Origin of the sequence: Nonomuraea sp. NPDC049152, from assembly GCF_040648355.1 — a bacterium.
Taxonomy (GTDB): Bacteria; Actinomycetota; Actinomycetes; order Streptosporangiales; family Streptosporangiaceae; genus Nonomuraea.
On record NZ_JBEZDO010000008.1, the window covers coordinates 256,367 to 275,119 of the forward strand.

At 70.1% G+C, this 18,753-nt stretch carries 19 protein-coding genes; 10 read left to right on the top strand and 9 right to left on the bottom strand.

The window, feature by feature from the left end:
* Positions 1–100: 100 nt before the first annotated feature.
* The gene (locus AB0B45_RS17680; RefSeq protein ID WP_358131593.1) at positions 101–1,405 is read right to left on the bottom strand and encodes a DivIVA domain-containing protein; all 1,305 of its coding nucleotides are present in this window, start codon (positions 1,403–1,405) and stop codon (positions 101–103) included.
* A gap of 183 nt (positions 1,406–1,588) precedes the next feature.
* Positions 1,589–2,020, bottom strand: a complete 432-nt coding sequence (gene mce / locus AB0B45_RS17685; protein ID WP_358131595.1) for a methylmalonyl-CoA epimerase — start codon at positions 2,018–2,020, stop codon at positions 1,589–1,591.
* Between the two features lie 133 nt (positions 2,021–2,153).
* Between mce and AB0B45_RS17690 the strand changes: the two genes are divergently transcribed.
* Positions 2,154–3,335 carry an acetyl-CoA C-acetyltransferase gene (locus AB0B45_RS17690; RefSeq protein WP_358131597.1) on the top strand — a complete coding sequence of 394 codons (1,182 nt, stop codon included), beginning with the start codon at positions 2,154–2,156 and terminating at the stop codon, positions 3,333–3,335.
* Positions 3,336–3,408: 73 nt separating this feature from the next.
* On the opposite strand, the gene AB0B45_RS17695 is transcribed toward AB0B45_RS17690, so the two are convergent.
* Positions 3,409–3,561 (bottom strand): hypothetical protein, encoded by a 153-nt coding sequence (locus AB0B45_RS17695; RefSeq protein ID WP_358131599.1) that lies wholly within the window; start codon positions 3,559–3,561, stop codon positions 3,409–3,411.
* A 169-nt stretch (positions 3,562–3,730) separates the two neighbouring features.
* On the opposite strand from AB0B45_RS17695, the gene AB0B45_RS17700 reads away from it, so the two are divergent.
* Positions 3,731–5,380, top strand: coding sequence for a DUF885 family protein (locus tag AB0B45_RS17700; protein ID WP_358131601.1), 1,650 nt, complete (start codon positions 3,731–3,733; stop codon positions 5,378–5,380).
* Here AB0B45_RS17700 and AB0B45_RS17705 read toward each other — a convergent pair.
* Together AB0B45_RS17705 and AB0B45_RS17710 are read right to left on the bottom strand one after the other, a co-directional pair.
* Positions 5,377–6,027 carry a DUF4230 domain-containing protein gene (locus AB0B45_RS17705; RefSeq protein WP_358131602.1) on the bottom strand — a complete coding sequence of 217 codons (651 nt, stop codon included), beginning with the start codon at positions 6,025–6,027 and terminating at the stop codon, positions 5,377–5,379. The two genes, AB0B45_RS17700 and AB0B45_RS17705, sit on opposite strands and share 4 nt — an antisense overlap.
* Positions 6,028–6,065: 38 nt before the next feature.
* Positions 6,066–7,400 (bottom strand): hypothetical protein, encoded by a 1,335-nt coding sequence (locus AB0B45_RS17710; protein WP_358131603.1) that lies wholly within the window; start codon positions 7,398–7,400, stop codon positions 6,066–6,068.
* Between the two features lie 217 nt (positions 7,401–7,617).
* Here AB0B45_RS17710 and AB0B45_RS17715 point away from each other — a divergent pair, with 217 nt between their 5' ends.
* From AB0B45_RS17715 to AB0B45_RS17725, 3 genes are all read left to right on the top strand, one after another.
* Positions 7,618–8,118, top strand: a complete 501-nt coding sequence (locus AB0B45_RS17715; protein ID WP_358131605.1) for a MarR family transcriptional regulator — start codon at positions 7,618–7,620, stop codon at positions 8,116–8,118.
* A gap of 83 nt (positions 8,119–8,201) precedes the next feature.
* Complete coding sequence (locus tag AB0B45_RS17720; RefSeq protein ID WP_358131606.1) at positions 8,202–9,140, top strand: tetratricopeptide repeat protein; 939 nt, start codon at positions 8,202–8,204, stop codon at positions 9,138–9,140.
* Positions 9,141–9,149: 9 nt separating this feature from the next.
* Positions 9,150–9,779, top strand: coding sequence for a cytidylate kinase-like family protein (locus AB0B45_RS17725; protein WP_358131608.1), 630 nt, complete (start codon positions 9,150–9,152; stop codon positions 9,777–9,779).
* Here AB0B45_RS17725 and AB0B45_RS17730 read toward each other — a convergent pair.
* Complete coding sequence (locus AB0B45_RS17730) at positions 9,754–10,911, bottom strand: phosphatidylinositol-specific phospholipase C1-like protein (protein ID WP_358131610.1); 1,158 nt, start codon at positions 10,909–10,911, stop codon at positions 9,754–9,756. The genes AB0B45_RS17725 and AB0B45_RS17730 overlap by 26 nt on opposite strands.
* Before the next feature lie 187 nt (positions 10,912–11,098).
* On the opposite strand from AB0B45_RS17730, the gene AB0B45_RS17735 reads away from it, so the two are divergent.
* Complete coding sequence (locus AB0B45_RS17735; protein ID WP_358131709.1) at positions 11,099–12,508, top strand: NAD-dependent malic enzyme; 1,410 nt, start codon at positions 11,099–11,101, stop codon at positions 12,506–12,508.
* A 92-nt stretch (positions 12,509–12,600) separates the two neighbouring features.
* On the opposite strand, the gene AB0B45_RS17740 is transcribed toward AB0B45_RS17735, so the two are convergent.
* Positions 12,601–14,007 (bottom strand): MFS transporter, encoded by a 1,407-nt coding sequence (locus AB0B45_RS17740; RefSeq protein ID WP_358131612.1) that lies wholly within the window; start codon positions 14,005–14,007, stop codon positions 12,601–12,603.
* 69 nt (positions 14,008–14,076) lie between these two features.
* On the opposite strand from AB0B45_RS17740, the gene AB0B45_RS17745 reads away from it, so the two are divergent.
* On the top strand, positions 14,077–14,694 hold the full coding sequence (locus AB0B45_RS17745; RefSeq protein WP_358131711.1) for a TetR/AcrR family transcriptional regulator: 618 nt from the start codon (positions 14,077–14,079) through the stop codon (positions 14,692–14,694).
* Between the two features lie 44 nt (positions 14,695–14,738).
* Here AB0B45_RS17745 and AB0B45_RS17750 read toward each other — a convergent pair whose 3' ends face one another.
* The gene (locus AB0B45_RS17750) at positions 14,739–15,347 is read right to left on the bottom strand and encodes a hypothetical protein (protein WP_358131614.1); all 609 of its coding nucleotides are present in this window, start codon (positions 15,345–15,347) and stop codon (positions 14,739–14,741) included.
* Positions 15,348–15,467: 120 nt separating this feature from the next.
* Between AB0B45_RS17750 and AB0B45_RS17755 the strand changes: the two genes are divergently transcribed.
* Positions 15,468–16,046: a YqgE/AlgH family protein gene (locus AB0B45_RS17755; protein WP_358131616.1), complete on the top strand. Its 579-nt coding sequence runs from the start codon at positions 15,468–15,470 to the stop codon at positions 16,044–16,046.
* Here the strand turns inward: AB0B45_RS17755 and AB0B45_RS17760 are convergent.
* Positions 16,043–16,660 carry a TetR family transcriptional regulator gene (locus tag AB0B45_RS17760; protein ID WP_358131617.1) on the bottom strand — a complete coding sequence of 206 codons (618 nt, stop codon included), beginning with the start codon at positions 16,658–16,660 and terminating at the stop codon, positions 16,043–16,045. The two genes, AB0B45_RS17755 and AB0B45_RS17760, sit on opposite strands and share 4 nt — an antisense overlap.
* Before the next feature lie 194 nt (positions 16,661–16,854).
* Here AB0B45_RS17760 and AB0B45_RS17765 point away from each other — a divergent pair, with 194 nt between their 5' ends.
* On the top strand, positions 16,855–18,363 hold the full coding sequence (locus tag AB0B45_RS17765) for a DHA2 family efflux MFS transporter permease subunit (protein WP_358131619.1): 1,509 nt from the start codon (positions 16,855–16,857) through the stop codon (positions 18,361–18,363).
* Between the two features lie 87 nt (positions 18,364–18,450).
* Positions 18,451–18,708 (top strand): DUF3039 domain-containing protein, encoded by a 258-nt coding sequence (locus tag AB0B45_RS17770; protein WP_358131620.1) that lies wholly within the window; start codon positions 18,451–18,453, stop codon positions 18,706–18,708.
* Positions 18,709–18,753 lie beyond the last annotated feature (45 nt).

An 18,753-nucleotide genomic window follows, 5' to 3' on the forward strand; every position in this document is an offset into this window, starting at 1 on the left:
TGGGGGCGAATCTGGGCAAGCCGTACAAAGACAAGAAGAGAGCCTAGCGACCTCAAGGTCACCAGGCTCTCTTCAGCCGTCGATCAGCCCCCGGAACGGATTACTCCTGCCACCACTCCGAGTCGTCGTCACCTGCCTGCGGCTTGGCCGACGCCGTGGCGGGTGCGGGCGCGGGAGCCGGCTTGTCGTTGCCGTTGGACGCCGAAGGGGCCAGGGCCGGCTTCGGCGGGGCGGCGGTGACGGCGGGCTCGGGCTCCATGCCAGGAAGGGGCGCGCCGCCCAGCAGTTGGCGCAGCTGCGCGAGGTGGCTGGTGATGCTGTCGCGCTGCCTGGTCAGCTCGTCGACCTGGCGCTGCATGTTGCTGCGGGTGCGCTCGGCCTCGGCCTTGGCCTCGCTCACGATGTGCTCGGCGCTGGCCTTGGCCTCGGACGCCACCTGGTCGGCGTTCTTGCGGGCGTTGGCGACCAGCTGCTTGGCGTGCGTGTCGGCCTCGCGGCGGGTCTGGTCGGCCTGCTGGGTGGCCTTGGTGGCGCGGGACTCGGCGGTCGCCGCGCGCTGCTCGGCCTCGGCGACCAGCTTCTGCGTGGCGGCCTGCGCGGTCGCGTGGCGCTCGGCCTCCTGGCGCTCGGCCTCCTCGCGGCGGGAGGCGAGCTGAATCTCGAACTCGGCCTCGTCCTGGGCCCGCTTCGCCTCGGACTCCTCCAGCACCCGCTGGGCCTGGGCGCGCATCTCGTCGGCCTGGCGCTTGGCGGTGGTGAGGACCTCGTCGCGCTCGCGCTTGGTCGAGGCGCGCAGCTGGGCGACCTCGCGCTCGGTGGTGGTGCGCAGCTTGGCGATCTCGCGCTCGGCGTCGGCCCGCTTCTCGGCCACCTCGTGGTCGGCGGTGGCGCGCAGCTTGGCGGCCTCGCGCTCGGTGGTGTTGGTCAGCTCCTCGGCCTCGCGCCGGGCGGTCGAGCGGATCTCCTCGGCCTCGCGCTCGGCGGTGCCGCGCAGGTCGTCCGCCTCGCGGGTGGCCTGGGCGCGCTTCTCCGCCGCCTCGCTCTCGGCGGCGGCGCGCAGGTCGGCGGCCTCCACCTTGGCGTGGGCCTTGATCTCGTTCGCCTCGGACCTGGCGGCCTGGACGAGCTCGGTGGCCTGCTCTTCGGCGAGGCGCAGCAGCTGCTCGATGCGGGCGCCGAGCCCTGAGTAGGTGGGGCGCTCCTGCTCCTGGAGCTGGCGCTGAGAGTCGGAGAGGTCGCGCTGGAGGCTGGTCAGCTGCTCGCGGGTCTGGCGCAGCTCGTTGTCGAGCTGCTTGAGGTGGTCGTGGACCTGGTGCCGGTCGTAACCACGGAGCACCACGTCGAACTCGCGCGCTGGGGCGTCCTCGAAGAAGTTGTTGAGCTGGGCGTCGATGTCGGACTGCATGGAGGCTCGATCCTGGGTTGTCGAGACGGCTACACGGGCCGGACGGGGGGTTCGGGGCACCCGAGCCTGGAGCCTGCTCCTGGCAGCAGGCTCCATGTCCGGCGGAAGGCCAGCGTACTCCGCTGATGCCGCCTTGGAGGCCCCGTCCAACTATCTGCGTTACTAGTTACATACGAACCTTTTTTACGTTCGGGGTTGTCGGGCCGCTTGGACCAGCTCCGTGAGCATTCCTCCCACGTCCTTCGGGTGGAGAAACGCGATCGACGAACCCATGGAGCCATGTCGTGGCCGCTCGTCCAGCAACCTGACGCCCTTCCCGCCGATCTGTTGCATGGCCTCCGCCACGTCCGGCACCCCGAACGCCACGTGATGCACCCCCTCGCCGCGTTTGGCGAGGAACTTGCCGACAGGGGAGTCGGCCGACAGCGGTTCGAGGAGCTGGATGTAGGAGCCGCCGCCCTCGCCGTCGGCGATGTGCAGCATGGCCTCCTTGACGCCCTGCTCCTCGTTGGTCTCGCGGGCGACGACGGTCAGCTCGAAGGTCTGCTCGAACAGCGCGATCTTCTCCTCCAGGTCGTGGCAGGCGATCCCGATGTGATCGATGCGCATAAACACGTGTGTCCCGCCTCCATGGTGGTCGTCGGCTCCGTCGTATGGAATGAATCTATGGGAACCGCCCCTCTAGGGCGTTTCCCGCGCCGATGGGTATCGTGTCAAACGTCCCCGCGTGTGCACAGGAGGCCCTGTCATGTCTGGTTCCGTCATCGTCGCCGGAGCTCGTACTCCCATCGGACGCCTGCTCGGCGCCCTGTCCGGTCAGCAGGCCGTCGACCTGGGCGGTCTGGCGATCAAGGCCGCGCTGGAGCGCGCGCGAGTCTCGCCCGAGCAGGTCGAGTACGTCATCATGGGCCAGGTCCTGCAGGCGGGCGCGGGGCAGATCCCCTCCCGCCAGGCCGCGGTCAAGGCGGGCATCCCGATGACCGTGCCGTCGGTGACCATCAACAAGGTGTGCCTGTCGGGCCTGGACGCCATCGCGATGGCCGACCAGCTGATCCGCGCAGGCGAGTTCGACATCGTGGTGGCGGGCGGCATGGAGTCCATGACCAACGCCCCGCACCTGCTGCCCGACCTCCGCAAGGGCGTCAAGTACGGCGGTTCGCAGATCGTCGACTCCATGGCGCACGACGGCCTCTACTGCGCCTTCGACCAGTGCGCGATGGGCGAGTCGACCGAGCGCTACAACGCCAGGCTCGGCATCGGCAGGGCCGAGCAGGACGAGATCTCCGCCCGCTCCCACCAGCTGGCCGCCGCCGCGATCAAGAACGGCGTGTTCGACGACGAGATCGTCCCCGTGGAGATCCCGCAGCGGCGCGGCGAGCCCGTGATCGTCAAGGAGGACGAGGGCGTGCGCGGCGACACGACCGTGGAGACGCTGGCCAAGCTGAGGTCCGCGTTCGCCGCCGACGGGACGATCACCGCGGGCTCCGCCTCGCAGATCTCCGACGGCGCCTGCGCGGTGGTGGTCATGTCCAAGGCGAAGGCGGAGGAGCTCGGGCTCACCTGGCTCGCCGAGATCGGGCGGCACGGGAACGTGGCGGGGCCCGACGCCTCACTGCAGTCGCAGCCGGCCAACGCCATCAAGCACGCGCTGGGCAAGCAGGGGCTGTCGGTGGAGGACCTCGACCTGGTGGAGATCAACGAGGCGTTCGCCAGCGTGGTCATCCAGTCGGCCAAGGAGCTCGGCCTGCCGTACGACAAGGTGAACGTCAACGGCGGCGGCATCGCGCTGGGGCACCCGATCGGCGCCTCGGGGGCGCGGATCGTGCTGACGCTGGCGCACGAGCTGAAGCGGCGCGGTGGCGGGCTCGGCGCGGCGGGGCTGTGCGGGGGCGGCGGCCAGGGCGACGCCCTGATCATCCGCGTTCCCTAGCGGTCTCGGGCCGGTCAAGGGAAAGAGAAAGCCCGGCCGCTGAGGTGTTGGCGGCCGGGCTGTCGGACGGGGATCATGCGGCGCGGAGGCGGGCGAAGAACGAACGCTGGCGGCGCTCGGCTCGCGGCGCCTTCTGCGCCTCCTTGACCTGGCGGTGGTGCGCGGCGGCGGCGTGAAGCTCGTCGATCCTGGTCTGCATGATCTGGTAGTTGACTTCGGGGTTCATCCGGTGCTCCCGTGATGTCGTGCTTTTCTCTGACACTCTCTAGATTCGTGCTAAGTCCCACCCCGCCACATCGGACGGATGCCTTATCTCCTGACCGAGGCACTGCTCCGGGCTGCCTAAGGCGGGGCGGAGGATGCCTAGGCATGCGGAAACAGGAGGTCGGTGCGGGATGGCGGACGCGGGCAAGGCGCTCAGGGATCTTGCGGAGCGCTTCTGGGAGTGGCGCGTGGCCACCGCTCCCGACACCTCCGACGACATCACAAGGGTCGAACGCCCACCGGGCTGGGCGCCCGACTGGTCGGCCGCCGCGGTGGCGGCCAGGCGTGAGGCGTGGCGCGGCTTCGACGCCGAGCTGCGCGCGCTCGACCTGGCCGATGAGCCCGTCGAGGCGCGGGTGGACGCCAGGCTGCTCGGCTCGGCGCTGGCCAGGGTCAGGTGGGAGCTGGACGTGCTCGCCTCGTGGCGGCGCAACCCCTGCTTCTACGTCGACCAGGCGCTGGTGGCCGTCTACAACCTGCTGCTGCCCCCGCCGCCGTTCACCGCCGAGCGGGCCGCCTCGATCGTCAGGGCGCTCGGCGCGATCCCCTCGGTGCTCGGGCAGGCGCGCGAGAACCTGGACGGGCACGCCGCCGCGCCGTTCGCCCGCTCGGCGAGGCTGCTGCTCGCCGACGCGGGCGAGCAGCTGCGCGCCGCCATGTCCGCCCTGGCGCCGCTCCTCGACGACGGCGAGGGGCTGTCAGAGGCGACGGAGGCGGCCGCGCGAGCGCTCGACGGCTTCAACCGGTGGCTGGGGGAGCGGGTCGACTCGTTCGCGACCGAGACGGCGGTCGGGGCCGAAGGGCTGGCCTTCTTCCTGCACAGGGTGGCGCTGCTGCCGTACGGGGCCGACCGGCTGCGCGCCATGGGGCGGCAGGAGTGGGACAGGGCGGTGGCGTTGGAGGCGACGCTGCGGCACCGCCACCGCGATGAGGGCGAGCCCTCGCTGCCCGCCGACGCAGCTGCCCTCATCGAAGGCGAGGAGGCCGACGAACGCGCCGTGCGCGCCTTCTACGTGGACAGGGGGCTGCTGAGCCAGCCCGACACGCTGCGCCACTACCGGTTCGCCGAGATGCCCGCCTACCTGGCGCCGCTGGCGTGGCTGGGCGTCGCGCACGAGATCGGCGTCGAGTCGCGCCCCGACGCCGACGCCTTCAGGTACGTCGAGCAGCCCAGACCCGACCTGCCGTACTTCGAGCTGGCGGCGGCGCGCGACCCGCGCGCCCAGATCGCGCACGAGGGCGTCCACGCGCAGCAGCTCGCGCTGTCGTGGCGGCACCCCGACCCGGTACGGCGCCGCTACTACGACTCGGCGCCGAACGAGGGCATCGCCTTCTACCACGAGGAGCTGATGCTGCAGTCGGGCCTTTTCGACGACGCCCCGCACAGCGCCGAGTTCGTGGCCAACGCGATGCGGTTGCGGGCGCTGCGCGTCGAGGTGGATCTGGCGCTGGCGCTCGGCGACCTGACCCTGGACCAGGCCGCGGACGTGCTGGCCGAGGCGGTGCCGATGGACCGGGCGACGGCCTGGGAGGAGGCGGTCTTCTTCTCCGGCAATCCGGGACAGGGGCTGAGCTACCAGATCGGCAAGCTGCAGGTCCTCGACCTGCTGGCCACGGCCACGCGCAGGCAGGGCGAGGCGTTCGACCTCGGCGCCTTCCACGACCGGCTCTGGCTGGAGGGCAACGTGCCGTTCGCCCTGCAGCGCTGGGAGCTGTTCGGCCTCACCGATCATCTCGAGGAGGCCGACAGGCTCGCGGACGGGTTCGCGCAGGGCGGCTAGGAGGCTGACGCCGCGCTGATCGTGACCTTGGTGAAGCCGAGCGACTTCAGCAGCCCCTCCAGCATCGCCTTGGTGTTGGCGTCGGCGCGGGCCCGCAGGTCGCTGGAGACGGCGGCCTCGGAGATCTTCTTCTCGGCCAGCACGTACAGCTCCTGTTGGTTCTCCGGTGAGGACGACAGGAAGCCCTGCACCCTGTCGAGGAGCCCGCGCTGCTGGGCGAAGACGTAGGAGCGCTTGTTGTCGAGGTTGGCCTTCTCCAGCTGAGCGGCGGGCAGCCGTACGGTGACCTCGGTGCGGTCGGCGTTGACGGTCACCGCGTCCTTCCCCAGCGACCCGAAGTCGACGTAGGCGTCGACGTTTCCCGCGCCGACGAACAGGGTGCGCGATCCCTTGACCGCGTCGGGCAGGAACGGCGCGTCCTTCTCCAGGTCGACGACGACCTGGAAGCTTCCGGTGGCCGCCTCGAACCTGGACAGGTCGTGGATGGACTGCAGCAGCACCGGCTGGCTGCGGTCCACCGTCCGCTCGTCGAAGGGGTTGAGCCAGGTCCAGGCCAGTCGCGCGCCCACTATTAAGAGGACCGCGAGCACCAGCAGTCCCGCCACATATCGCCAACGCCTGCGCTTGGCCGCCGTCTGAACAGTCATGCAGAACACCCTGCCCTCATAGAGGAGTGTCTACATGATCAACGCCAGCTCTGCGGTGACATCTCCGGACCCCAGCTCTCGCCGCCGGAGGTCGGGTAGACGGGATAGCTCTGGGTGGCGCTCGGCACCGGCGAGGCGAAGGCGGGACCGCCGCCGAAGTGCCTGGCCGACAGCTGGCACGACTGGAAGTCGGTGTAGAACATGCGCAGCCACTCGCGGCGCTGGTGCTCGGTCAGCCCGGAGAACCAGGCTGCGGCGTACTGGTGCTCGGGCAGCGGGCCGCCCGGCAGCGGCTCGCCGCGCAGCCAGGCCATGACGATCTCCCTGTAGCCGCCCGCCGGCGTGCTCGTGCAGGTGGCGGCCAGGCTCTCGACGAACTCGTAGGCGGCCTGGTCGGCGAAGCCCGCCGACAGATCGGGCACGTGGATCGGCACGATGCCGGTGGAGACGTGCAGGCTCTCGCCCAGCGGGCGCTGCTCGACCCTGGTGAACGCGGCGGGCGTCCCCGACAGCTTGGAGGCGATCTTGGTGAACGCGTCGCCCACCTCCGTGAGCCCCCCGCGCATGCCGGGGTGCAGGCAGACCGTGATCGGCCACTCCTGGCAGCTGTAGGCCAGGGGCTGCGCGCTGGCGGCCTTGGGCTCGGTCACCAGCCTCGCCACACCCGTGCCCGCCGCCAGTACGGCCAGCAGCGCGAAGGCCAGCACCAGCGCCTGCCTGGTCACCGCGGCCGCCCAGCCGAGCAGCAGGGCCAGCGCGACGCCGAGCAGCCACAGCGTCTGGTCGAGGAAGGCGGCTCCGGCCAGCCCCTGAAACAGGTCGTACGGCTCGCCGGTGCCGGGAGCGAGCTTGTCGACCCACGTCCTGCCGTCGGCCAGCCAGGTGAACAGTCCGTAGCAGCCCAGGCCCGCCGCCAGCGGCGTCAGCGCGTGCGGCACGAGCCAGCCCGTCACCCACCCGATGACGGCGTAGAGGGCCAGCCCCGCCATGCCCATGCCGAGGCCCGCGAGGTTGAGCCTGCCCGCCTGCTCGGTGAGCACGGTCTTGACCGCGAGCACCAGGACGGTGGCCGCGAACGAGCCCACGACCACGACCACGATGGCCAGTGGCGCCTTCAGCGCGATCCACGTCGTGACCGTCCTGCCGCGCAGCGCGCGGCGCTTGCGGGCGGCGACCCACGCCGCGAACGCGGCCGCCACGGGACCGGTCAGCTTCAGCGACCCGATCACCGCGACCACGATGTTCTCCCATGCGTCGACGCCGGGGATCAGGACGCTCCAGGCGGCGACCAGACCCAACGCCAGCAGAACGGCCGTCGTGACGGCCGCGCTCTGCTTCAGCTCCTCGCGCGTGACGCCGGCGTGCTCACGCACGGCGAAACCTCCCGCTGAAATACATCAAGCACCCCCCGTGCCCCATCAGCGACCGCGGAACACCGGCTCATGGCCGTCCCCTGGGCTCCGCGTCACCGTTTAATGCGAGAACCATAACTGAGCGTGATGATTAGCGCCCAGGTTCTTGGTCAAGCGGTGAATCTGGTTGCGCTGAGTAATCATACGAACCAGGACGAGGGCACGCTAACGTAACGGTGTGTCGCTCAACCTGCCGTTCGATCCGATCGAGCGCGCTGCTGAGACCTGGCGTGTTCACTTCGGGCCGTCCTCCGCCATGGCCGCGGTCACTTCGATCATGAGAGCGCACCAGATCCTGCTGTCGCAACTGGACTCGCTCCTCAAGCCGTATGACTTGACCTTCGCCAGATACGAAGCGCTCGTGTTGTTGACCTTCAGCAGAACCGGCGCCCTCCCGCTGTCCAAGATCGGTGAACGGCTCATGGTGCATCCCACCAGTGTCACCAACACCGTGGATCGGCTGGAGAAGGCCGGTCTGGTCGTGCGTCTGCGCAATCCGCGCGACGGCAGGGGGGTGCTCGCCGAGATCACCGGCAAGGGGAGGGAGATCGTGGAAGCCGCGACCGCCGACCTGATGAACGCTGACTTCGGCATGACCGTGTACGGCGAGAGCGAACTCCACGAGATGTTCGGCCTGCTCCGCACCCTCAGGGTGGCGGCGGGTGACTTCAGTGCCTAGTGCGGCCTTCGTTGGCTTCTTCGTCGCTCTCTCCGGCCGGGCTCCTGCGCCTGGTGCCGCGGCGATGCGGCAAGATGAGGAGCATGGCTGACATCTCTAGGCCCGGATCGCTCTACGGAGCGGTGGATCTGGGCGCCAGGAAGCAGGCGTTCGAGGCGCAGTCCCGGCGGGAGGCAGCGGGTCCCCAGGCGGCCGCGTCGGTGGTCGACGTGACGGACGAGACGTTCACGACCGAGGTCATCGACAGGTCGATGAGCGTTCCCGTCATTCTCGACCTCTGGTCGCCGCGCGCCCCCGGAAGTGCCCAGCTCAGCCCCATTCTGGAGAAGGTGGTCACCGACCTCGGCGGCAGGGCGACGCTGGCCAAGGTCAACGTCGACGCCAGCCCCCAGGTCGCGCAGGCGCTGCGCGTGCAGGCCGTGCCGACCGTGCTGGCCATCTTCCAGGGCCAGGCGGTGACCGGCTTCCAGCAGGTGCTGCCCGAGCCGGAGGTGCGCCGCTGGCTCGACGAACTGATGGGCGCGGTGGAGCAGTTCTACGAGGCCAACCCCGACGCCAGGCCGCCCGCCTCCGAAGGCGGGGCTTCCGAGCCCGAGAGCCAGGGCCCTCCCGTCGACCCCGACCTCGCGGCCGCCGAGCAGGCCATCGACGAGGGCGACCTCGACGCGGCCGAGGCGGCCTACGAGCGCCTGCTGGTTCGCTCGCCCGGCGACGAGGACGCCAGGATGGGCCTGGCCGGTGTCGGCCTGATCAAGCGCACCGCCACGGTCGACCCCGCTGACGTGCAGCGCCGCCTGCAGGACCCGGCCGACCTCGAGGCGCAGCTGCTCGCCGCCGACCTGGAGATGCTCTCCGGCAACGTCGAGGAGGCCTTCGACAGGCTCGTCGGCGTGGTCAAACGCACCTCGGGCGATGAGCGCGACACCGTGCGCAAGCATCTGCTCAGCCTGTTCGACGCGCTGCCGGCCGACGATCCCGCTTTGGTAAAGGGACGTAGAGCGCTTTCGAGCGCGCTGTTCTAGCCTGGAGGCATGCGGGTCGTCACCATCTCGGCGACGTACGGCACGGCTGGGAGCATCATCGGCCCGGCCGTCGCCGAACGCCTTGGCGTGCCCTTCGTCGACAGGGCGATTCCCAGCGCGGTGGCCCAGGAGCTCGGCTGCTCGCTGGAAGAGGCGCTGGTCCACGACGACAGGGCGGAACACGGCCTCGGACGGCTGCTCTCAGGGGCGATGCGGCTGCCGACGGTCACCTTCGGGGGAGTCGACATGTACCTGCCGGGGGCGATGCCGCTGGCGCCGGAGGAGTTCGTCAACCGCACCGAACGCATGATCAAGGAAACCGCCCGGTCCACGGGCGGGGTGTTCCTCGGTCGCGCGGGTGCCCTGGTGCTCGCCGACCATCCCGGCGCCCTGCACGTGCGCCTCGACGCGCCGCTGCGCAGGCGGGTCCTCCAGACCGCCTCGCTCGCAGACCTGCCCGAACGGGCGGCGCGCAAGCGGGTCGAGGACAACGACAGGGCCAGGTCGGCATATGTCCGGCATTTCTACCGGGCCGACCCGGCCGATCCGCAGCACTACCAGCTCGTCGTCGACAGCACCACGATCCCCGTACGGGTCTGCGTCGAGATCATCGTCACGGCTGCTGAGGCGCTCGCGTGAGGCGAGGCTCCAGCGTGTGGTCGCGGCAGCCGCGCTGCGCGATGACCGGGTTGCAGCGCGCGGTCGCGCCGCCGGGCAGCTCCGCCACGTAGTCGGTGCCGTTGCGCGCCGACAGGCCGACGACGGGGAAGTCCGTGCTGATCATCTGGGCGCCGCTGTCGAGTGCCGCCTTCAGCCGCGTGGTGTCGCCCGACCTGGCCTCGGTGAACGGCACGTCCGAGCGGGTGCGGACGTAGTAGCCGCGCCGTACGAAGTCCTGGATCTGGGCGGTGTTGGCGCCGAGCGGGTCGTTCCATCCGATGAAGGCGGCGTCGGGACGGCCAGGCCTGGAGTTGGTGAACAGCACCCTGCCCTCCAGGTTCGGGTGGCCGGTCAGGTAGGGCGTCTGGAAGGCGGGCGCCGAGTTGTCCATGAAGAACATCACCTTGCCGCGCGAGGAGTCCAGGCGCGGCCAGCCGTGCTTCAGCACGCTCTGCTCCAGCGACAGGCCCGGCTTGCGCAGGTCGTCGGCGGTGATCAGCCTGTCCTCGGAGAAGACGGTGCGGATCTCCGCGTCGAGGGCGTCGAGGAGGGCCGCGTCCCACGCGGGGCTCTTGGCGCCGCCCATGGCCTCCTTGGCCGGGTCGGTGCTCTTGAGCTCGGTGAGGATGGTCAGCGGGACGTGCCCAGGGTTGGCGTCAGACCAGTCGCGCACCTGGCGCAGGCAGGCGACCAGCGTCGAGCAGTTGGTGCCGTAGTCGTGGTCGGCCCAGTGCAGCACCTTGAAGCCGGGCGCTGCCAGGCCCGGGTCCTGCAGCGGCGGCAGCCCCGCGTCCCTGCGCACCAGCGGCTTGGTGTAGAGGCCGCCCTGCGGGTCGGGGAAGACATCGAGCTCGATCCCGCGCACCCGCTGCGTGCCGAACTGGTGGGGAACGGCGGGGTGGGAGTACTGCAGGTTCCACCAGTTGGCGTCGGTCCTGCGCTGGACGTCCTTCTCGGCGTCGGTCAGCTCGCGGTGGTAGCTGTTGTGGGTGGCCATGGTCTGGATCTCGTTGATCCTGACATCGGACCTGCCGGTGGTGCCGACGGCGGGGGCCGCCGAGGTCAGTACGGCGAGCGCGGTCGCGGCGAGCAGGGCGGTCATGCGGGGCATGGGGCTCCTCGAGGGGTTCGTGGGGGGCGCCTCAGACGGTTGCCTGGGGCGGTGAACACCCGATCAAGAAAGAGTTCTCCCTTTCCGGAAATGTCCGTAAACAACCACGTAAAGGCTGCTGTCGAGAGGACTCGTCGGAGGTGGCACCATGGATGCATCCTTGGTCAGGCGCAAAGGAGCGATAGACGTGGCCACCGTCCCGAGCGTGTCCTACTCCATCACCGTGCGGCTCGAGGTGCCGGCGGGAGGCAAGGCGGTCAGCCAGCTGACCCACGCCGTCGAGTCGGCCGGTGGCGTGGTCACCGCGCTCGACGTCACCAACGCGGGGCACGAGAAGCTGCGCATCGACGTCACCTGCGCGGCCAGGGACACCGACCACGCCCAGCAGATCGTCGACCAGCTGGAGGCGGTCGAGGGCGTCGTCATCCACAAGGTCTCCGACCGCACCTTCCTCATGCACCTCGGCGGCAAGATCGAGATGCAGTCGAAGGTGCCGCTGCGCAACCGTGACGAGCTGTCCATGGCGTACACGCCGGGCGTCGCCCGCGTCTCCATGGCCATCGCCCGCAATCCCGAGGACGCGCGCCGCCTCACCATCAAGCGCAACAGCGTCGCGGTCGTCACCGACGGCTCGGCCGTGCTCGGCCTCGGCAACATCGGCCCCGCCGCCGCGCTGCCCGTCATGGAGGGCAAGGCCGCCCTGTTCAAACGGTTCGCGGGCATCGACGCGTGGCCGATCTGCCTCGACACGCAGGACGTCGACGAGATCGTCTCCATCGTCCGCGCCATCGCGCCGGGCTTCGGCGGCATCAACCTGGAGGACATCTCCGCGCCCCGCTGCTTCGAGGTCGAGGCCCGCCTGCGCGACCTTCTCGACATCCCGGTCTTCCACGACGACCAGCACGGCACCGCCATCTGCGTGCTCGCCGCGCTGACCAACGCCCTGCGCGTCGTCGAGAAGCGGCTCGAGGACGTCCGCATCACTATGGCGGGCGCGGGCGCCGCCGGCACCGCCGTACTGCGGCTGCTGCTGGCCGCGGGCGCGCGCAACGTGATCGTCTGCGACTACCTGGGCGCCGTCCACCTGGGCCGCGACGACCTCGACGACTCCCTGCGCTGGATCGCCGAGCACACCAACTCCGAGGGCTACTCCGGCGACCTGCGCGGCGCGGTCAAGGGCGCGGACGTGTTCGTCGGCGTGTCGGCCCCCGGCATCCTGAACGGCGACGACATCGCCACCATGGCCTCGAACGCGGTCGTGTTCGCCCTGGCCAACCCCGAGCCCGAGGTCTCGCCCGACGACGCGCGCGAGCACGCGGCCGTCGTCGCCACCGGGCGCTCCGACTACCCCAACCAGATCAACAACGTGCTGGCCTTCCCCGGCGTGTTCCGCGGCCTGCTCGACGCCCAGGCCACAGAGGTCAGCGAGCAGATGCTGCTGGCGGCGGCGGGGGCGCTGGCGGCGGTGGTGACGCCCGAGGAGCTCGGGCCCAACTACATCGTCCCCAGCGTCTTCCACCCCGACGTGGCCACCGCCGTGGCGGCGGCGGTCCGCGACTCGGCCGGCGGGCGGGCCCGCGGCTTCACCGAGGCCTGACCCGACCCGGACACCCGGGGAGACCGGCAAGCCGCTCTCCCCGGGTTCCGGTGCCCGGGGGAGCGGCGACGGTCGTGCGGCCCGCGCGCAGGTCATTCCGCGGCGGTCGGCTTCCGGCGGAGGCTGGCGCTCACCACGATGCCCAGCAGGACGAGAGCCGCGTTGACGAGGACGGCGACCCGCACCCCTCCGAGGACGTCCGCGTCCACCGACATCGCCGCCGTGACGACGGCGCTCATGACCGGGATGCCCATCGTGATCCCCACCTGCTGCGTCATCGTGGCCAGGCCGGTGGCCAGGCCCTGCTCGGAGTCGGGCAGGCCCGAGGTGGCGGTCACCATGAAGCCGACGATGGCGAGCATGTTCCCCACGCCGCCGACGAAGGTGGCCGCCAGCAGCAGCCAGATCCACCCCTGCGAGGCGCCGAGCAGCGCCAGCGAGGCCGTCGCGGCGGCCTGGACGGCGAAGCCGGTGATCAGCGTGGTGCGGCTGCCGAGGCGGCCGATGACGCGGGGAGCGCCGACGCCGCCCACGACCGTGCCGAGGCCGAGCACCCCGAACGCCAGCCCCGTGGCCAGCGCGGAGTAGCCGAGCACCTTCTGCAGGTAGAGCGTCATGAGGAAGACCAGCGACGTCTCGGTGGCGAAGGCGAGGAGCCCAGCCAGGTTGCCCCACTTCACGCTCGGCCGCCTGAGGATGGCCACGGGCACCAGCGGCGAGGAGGCCCTGCGCTCGGCGAACCAGAACGCCACCAGCAGCACCGCGCCGGCCCCGAGACCTACGAGCGCGGCGGGCGAGGCGAAGCCGTACTCGCCGGCCTGAGTGAGACCGAAGACCAGCGCGAGCAGTCCCGCGGTGACGGTCACCGCGCCGGGGACGTCCATCGTGGGGCGCCGCTCGTTCCTGCTCTCAGCCAGTACGGCAGGCGCCGCGACCAGGACGGCGAGCGCGACCGGCACGTTGATGAAGAACGCCCAGCGCCAGCTCAGCAGCTCGGTCAGCACTCCGCCGAGCACCGCGCCCGAGGTGAAGCCGGCCGACATCAGCGCGCCGTTCAACCCGAGCGCCCTGTCGCGCAGGGGCCCTTCGGGGAAGGACGTGGTCAGCAGCGACAGGCCCGCGGGCGTGACGATCGCGGTGGCCAGGCCCTGGGCCACCCTGGCGACCAGCAGCAGGCCCGGCGAGGTGGCCAGCCCGCCCGCCAGGGACGACAGGCCGAGCAGCGCCATGCCGGCGAGGAAGAGGCGCCGTCTGCCGAACAGGTCGGCGATGCGGCCGAACAGCAGCGTGAACCCGGCCGCGGCCAGCGCGAAGGCGGTGGCGATCCACTGGAGGTTCGACAGGTGGAAGCCGAGGCCCTGGCCGATGACGGGCAGGGCGACGTTCAGGATCGAGAAGTCGACGGCGAGCATGAACTGGGCGCCGAGCAGCAGGACCAGGGTCAGTTTCTGCCGGCCCGCCATCGTGGTGGCGGGAGCGCGCACGTCCAACGTGGTCATCAGGGATCCCCTTAATGGGTCGCAAGTTCCGTTAAGATGAGGCAGACACTAACACGCTTGGGGGTGTTAATGGAACAGCAGACCCATTTGGCTGGGACGGTACGGCCCGGAGGTCGTACGGCGAGGGTGCGCGCCGCCGTGCTGGAGGCGACCCAGGACGAGCTCGTGGAGCACGGTTTCCACGGGCTGGCCATGGACCAGGTGGCGGCGCGGGCGGGCGTGGGGAAGACGACCGTCTACCGGCGATGGGGCGGGCCGGCCGGTCTCGTGACCGATCTGATGACCGAGCTGGCCGACCGGTCGGCGCCGCACGCGGACACGGGGTCGGTCGAGGGCGACCTGCTGGCGAACGCGGCCGGTGTGCTGGGGGCGGTCGCCGACAAGCGGCTGGGGGCGACGCTCCAGGCGGTGATCGCCGCGGCGACCTGCGACGAGCAGGCGGCGGCGGCGTTGCGGGAGTTCTACCTGCGGCGGGTGCGGGAGTGGGCGAAGGCGGTCGATCTGGCGGTGGCCAGAGGGGAGCTGCCCGCAGGGACGGACGGGATGGAGGTGGTGCGGGCGGTGTCGGCGCCGATCTACTACCGGTTGCTGGTCACTCGGGAGCCGGTGGACGAGGAGGTGGCCGCACGCGCGGTCCGGACGACCCTCGCCGCCGCCCGCGCCGGCGCCTTCGTTCCCACCGCCTGACGGCTGCCAGGACCCTTCAGGGAATCACCCGGAGGGTCCTGGGGCTACGGCTCGAGATCCGGGTAGCGGCGGCGCGGTGCGCGGGTGCTCGTGATCGGCCCGTCGGGCGTCTGGCGCGGCCAGATCGACCCGTACCACCACACGATCGCGCCCATCACCACCAGCCCGCCTCCGGTCGCCAGCTTGCCCATCAGGTCCGCGGGCGGCCCCGTGTACGGCAGGCGGCCGTCGCGGTCGCCCCAGTTCTCCCAACGGCCGTGCCCCCAGTCGCGGCCCCATCCGACACCCTCCCGGGGGCAGCTGTTGTACACCCGCTGCGAGTCCACCAGCCTGTCGTCGTCCCTGCCGCTGACGTAGCTGGCCTCGATGTCGGCCGACCGCCCGCGGCGGAGCGGCACGTACACCGTCGTACTCCTGCGTGCCCGCACCGTCCCGCGCTCCACCAGATGGTCGTCCTTCTGGACGGCGAACCCAGACGCGTAGTCGCTGTGGCTCTTCAGGACCACGGCCACCATGTTCGTGTCGCACTCGGTCTCGCTGAGCGACATCGTGAACGGGTCGTTCTCGTTCGCGGAGGCGGCCACCGGCAGGAGGAGCATCGCCCCGATCGGCAGGACCAGCACCAGAAGGGCGAGTCGGCTTCCGGTGGTCATGGCTCCTCCCGAGCGTCCAAGATTGCGATCTTTGCTACCTAGAGTGCCCATACATGTGCGCTACGTAACATCATGAACCCGGGGGCGCGAGATGCCCTGTGTACCGGTCATGATGGAGACATGGCGGAGGCGATCTACGTCGGCGGGTTGTTGGTGGCGACGCCACTGCTCGACGACCCCAACTTCCGGCGGAGTGTGGTGCTGATCCTCGAACACGACGTCGACGGCGGCACCCTCGGCGTCGTGCTGAACCGGCCGAGCGAGATCGCCGTCACCCAGGTGCTTCCGGTGTGGGACACGCTGGTGAGCGGGCCCGCGGTCCTGTTCGAGGGGGGGCCCGTGCAGACCGACAGCGCGCTGGCGCTGGCCGCGGTGCCCAGCGGGGAGGAACCGCTGGGCTGGCGGAGGCTGCACGCGGGCACCGCGTCGGTGGCCAGGCTCGGCACCGTCGACCTCGACGCGCCGCCGGAGATCCTGGCGGGGGAGATCGCCCAGATGCGGATCTTCGCGGGCTACGCGGGGTGGACGTCGGGCCAGCTGGAGAGCGAGATCGCCGAAGGCGCGTGGTATGTCGTCGACTCCGAGGTGGGTGACACCTTCGACGCCGATCCCGGTCGCCTGTGGCGTGCCGTGTTGCGCAGGCAGCAGGGCGAGCTGGCCTTCGTGGCCACCCACCCCGACGATCCGACGATGAACTAGCCGACCAGGTCCCAGCCGGGCTGGAAGCTCCGCTCGGCGAGGGCGAGGGACGCCTCCACCCGCTCCAGCATCTGCGCCAGGTCGGTCTCCCTCGGCCGCGGGCACTCGAAGCCGACGCGGACCGTCGCCATGGCGTAGGCGACGACGAGGTGCGGGAGCTGGTCGGTCTCGGCGTCGCAGCCCTGGCGTCTGGCGATCTCGACGGCGAGGCGCCGCTCGGTCTCGACCCCGCGCGCCACGCTCTTGCCCGCCAGCACGGGGTTGTTCTCCAGGAGCTGCTGCATCTTGAGGAATCTCTCGGTCTCCTCAGGCGTTCCGTCCCTGAACAACCGCATCATGGTTCGCAGGGCTTCCAGGAGCGAGGTGAAGGGCGGCTCGCTGTCGGGACGGTCCGCGAGGGCCTCGGTGACGAGTTCCTCGCTGTTGTCGTGGAACCACAGCACGACGTGTTCCTTGCCGGTGAAGTAGCGGAAGAACGTCCGGGCGGAGACGTCGACCGACCCCGCGATCTGCTCCACGGTGGTCGTCTCGTATCCTTGTTCGAGGAACAGATCGAGCGCCGCGTCGAGAATCGCCAGACGCGTCTTCTCCTTTTTACGCTCCCGTAGGCCCATGGCAACCTCCCTGTCACAGTGTGCCATAAGTCAGAACCTGGCAAACAAAATTATTTGTCATCTGTCAGTGTGTGTCATAAATTGCTCAGGCTACCGATTCGTCAGTACTTAGGGGGACTCCCATGGCTCAAGCCAAGACCGTGACGGTGCCGTCGCCGTCTGAAGCGGAGGGGGGTGCGAAGGGCAGTCCATGGTTGACGCTCCTGGCGGTCTCGCTGGGCGTGATCATGGTGATGCTCGACGGCACCGTGGTCGGCATCGCCAACCCGGTCATCGGCAGGGAACTGCAGGCCTCTCTTTCCGACCTTCAGTGGGTGACGAGCGGTTACCTGCTGGCCCTGGCGGTCTTCCTGATCACCGCGGGCAAGCTGGGTGACCTGTTCGGCCACAAGCGGATCTTCCTGATCGGCGTCGCGGGCTTCACCGTGACGTCGCTGGCGATCGGCTTCACCGGCTCGATCACCGCGTTGATCTTCTTCCGTGTGCTCCAGGGCCTCTTCGGCGCGCTGCTGCAGCCGGCCGCGCTCGCCCTGCTCCGCAACGCCTTCCCTGGACCCAAGCTGAACCAGGCGATGGGTGCGTGGGGCGCCATCATCGGTCTGTCCAGCGCGGCAGGGCCGATCGTGGGCGGCCTGCTGGTGCAGAACGTGAGCTGGCAGTCGGTGTTCTTCATCAACGGCCCCGTGGGCGTCATCGCCCTGATCATGGGCCTGCTGATCATCAGGGAGAGCAGGTCCCAGCTGCTGTCCAAGGTCGACTGGCTGGGTGTGGTGCTCCTGTCCGGCGCGATGTTCGCGCTGATCTGGTCGATCATCAAGGCTCCCGAGTGGGGCTGGGGCGACGCCAAGACCATCGGCTTCCTGATCGGCTTCGCGGTGCTGACGGCGGCGTTCATCTTCTGGCAGACCGTGGCGCGTCAGCCGCTGGTGCCGCTGTCGATCTTCAAGAACCCCTCTGTCTCCATCGGCGTGGGCCTGATGATGATGGTGGCCTTCGCGATGTTCGGCGCGATGTTCTTCCTGGGCTTCTTCTTCCAGGGCGTGCACGGCCTGACCCCCCTGGAGGCGGGTCTGCGCATGCTGCCGATGAGCGCCGGAATGATCATCGCCTCGCCGCTGGCGGGCATGGCGATCGGCAAGGTCGGCCCGAAGATCACGATGGCGTCCGGTCTGCTGATCACCGCCGTGGCGATGTTCCTGATGTCCCGCCTCGGCGTCGAGGCCTCCTTCGTCGAGAGCGGCATCCCGTTCCTCGTGCTGGCCTTCGGTCTCTCGCCGGTCTTCGTCGGCGCCACCGAGATCATCGTGGGCAACGTCGACCCGCGGTACGCGGGCGTGGCGGGCGGCGTGCAGCAGTCGGCCATGCAGGTCGGCGGCGCGCTCGGCACCGCCATCCTCGGCGCGGTCATGGCCGCCGAGATCGCCGACAAGCTGCCCGGCTACCTCGGCCCCGCCGCGCAGGCGATCAAGCCGGAGCAGATGCACCTGCTGGAGAAGGCGGCGGCCTTCGGCACCGCCCCCACCCAGGGCCTGCCCGCCGAGGTCGCCCAGCTGGTCACCACCGCGGTGCACAGCTCGTTCATGGACGGCATGCACCTGGCGTTCCTGGTGAGCACGGCCGTCGCGGTCCTCACCGCGATCCTGGCGCTGTTCGTCAAGCGTGGCAGCGTGCCGACCGAGGGCGCTCCCGTCCACGTCGGCTGAGTTCACGCCTCTCGGACGGCCCCCGCCATGTCGGCGGGGGCCGTCCCTTTTCATGGACGGCCCCCGGATCGGCATAGACTCGATGGCGTGAGCACGAAGATCCTTCCAGAGCAGGAAACCACGCCGCGGCTGTCGCACGGCGACGGCGATCACGAGCGGTTCGCGCACTATGCCGACAAGCACAAGATCACCGAGAGCATGGTGACCGGCACGCCGATCCGCGCCCTGTGTGGCAAGGTCTGGGTACCCAGTCGCGATCCGAAGAAGTACCCGGTATGCCCCGAATGCAAGGAAATCTATGAGGGCCTGCCCAGGGGTGGCGACGGAGACGACAACAAGCAGTAACAGTCGGTGAGTGTCGATCCCGGGTGATCGCCCCATGCGGGAGCT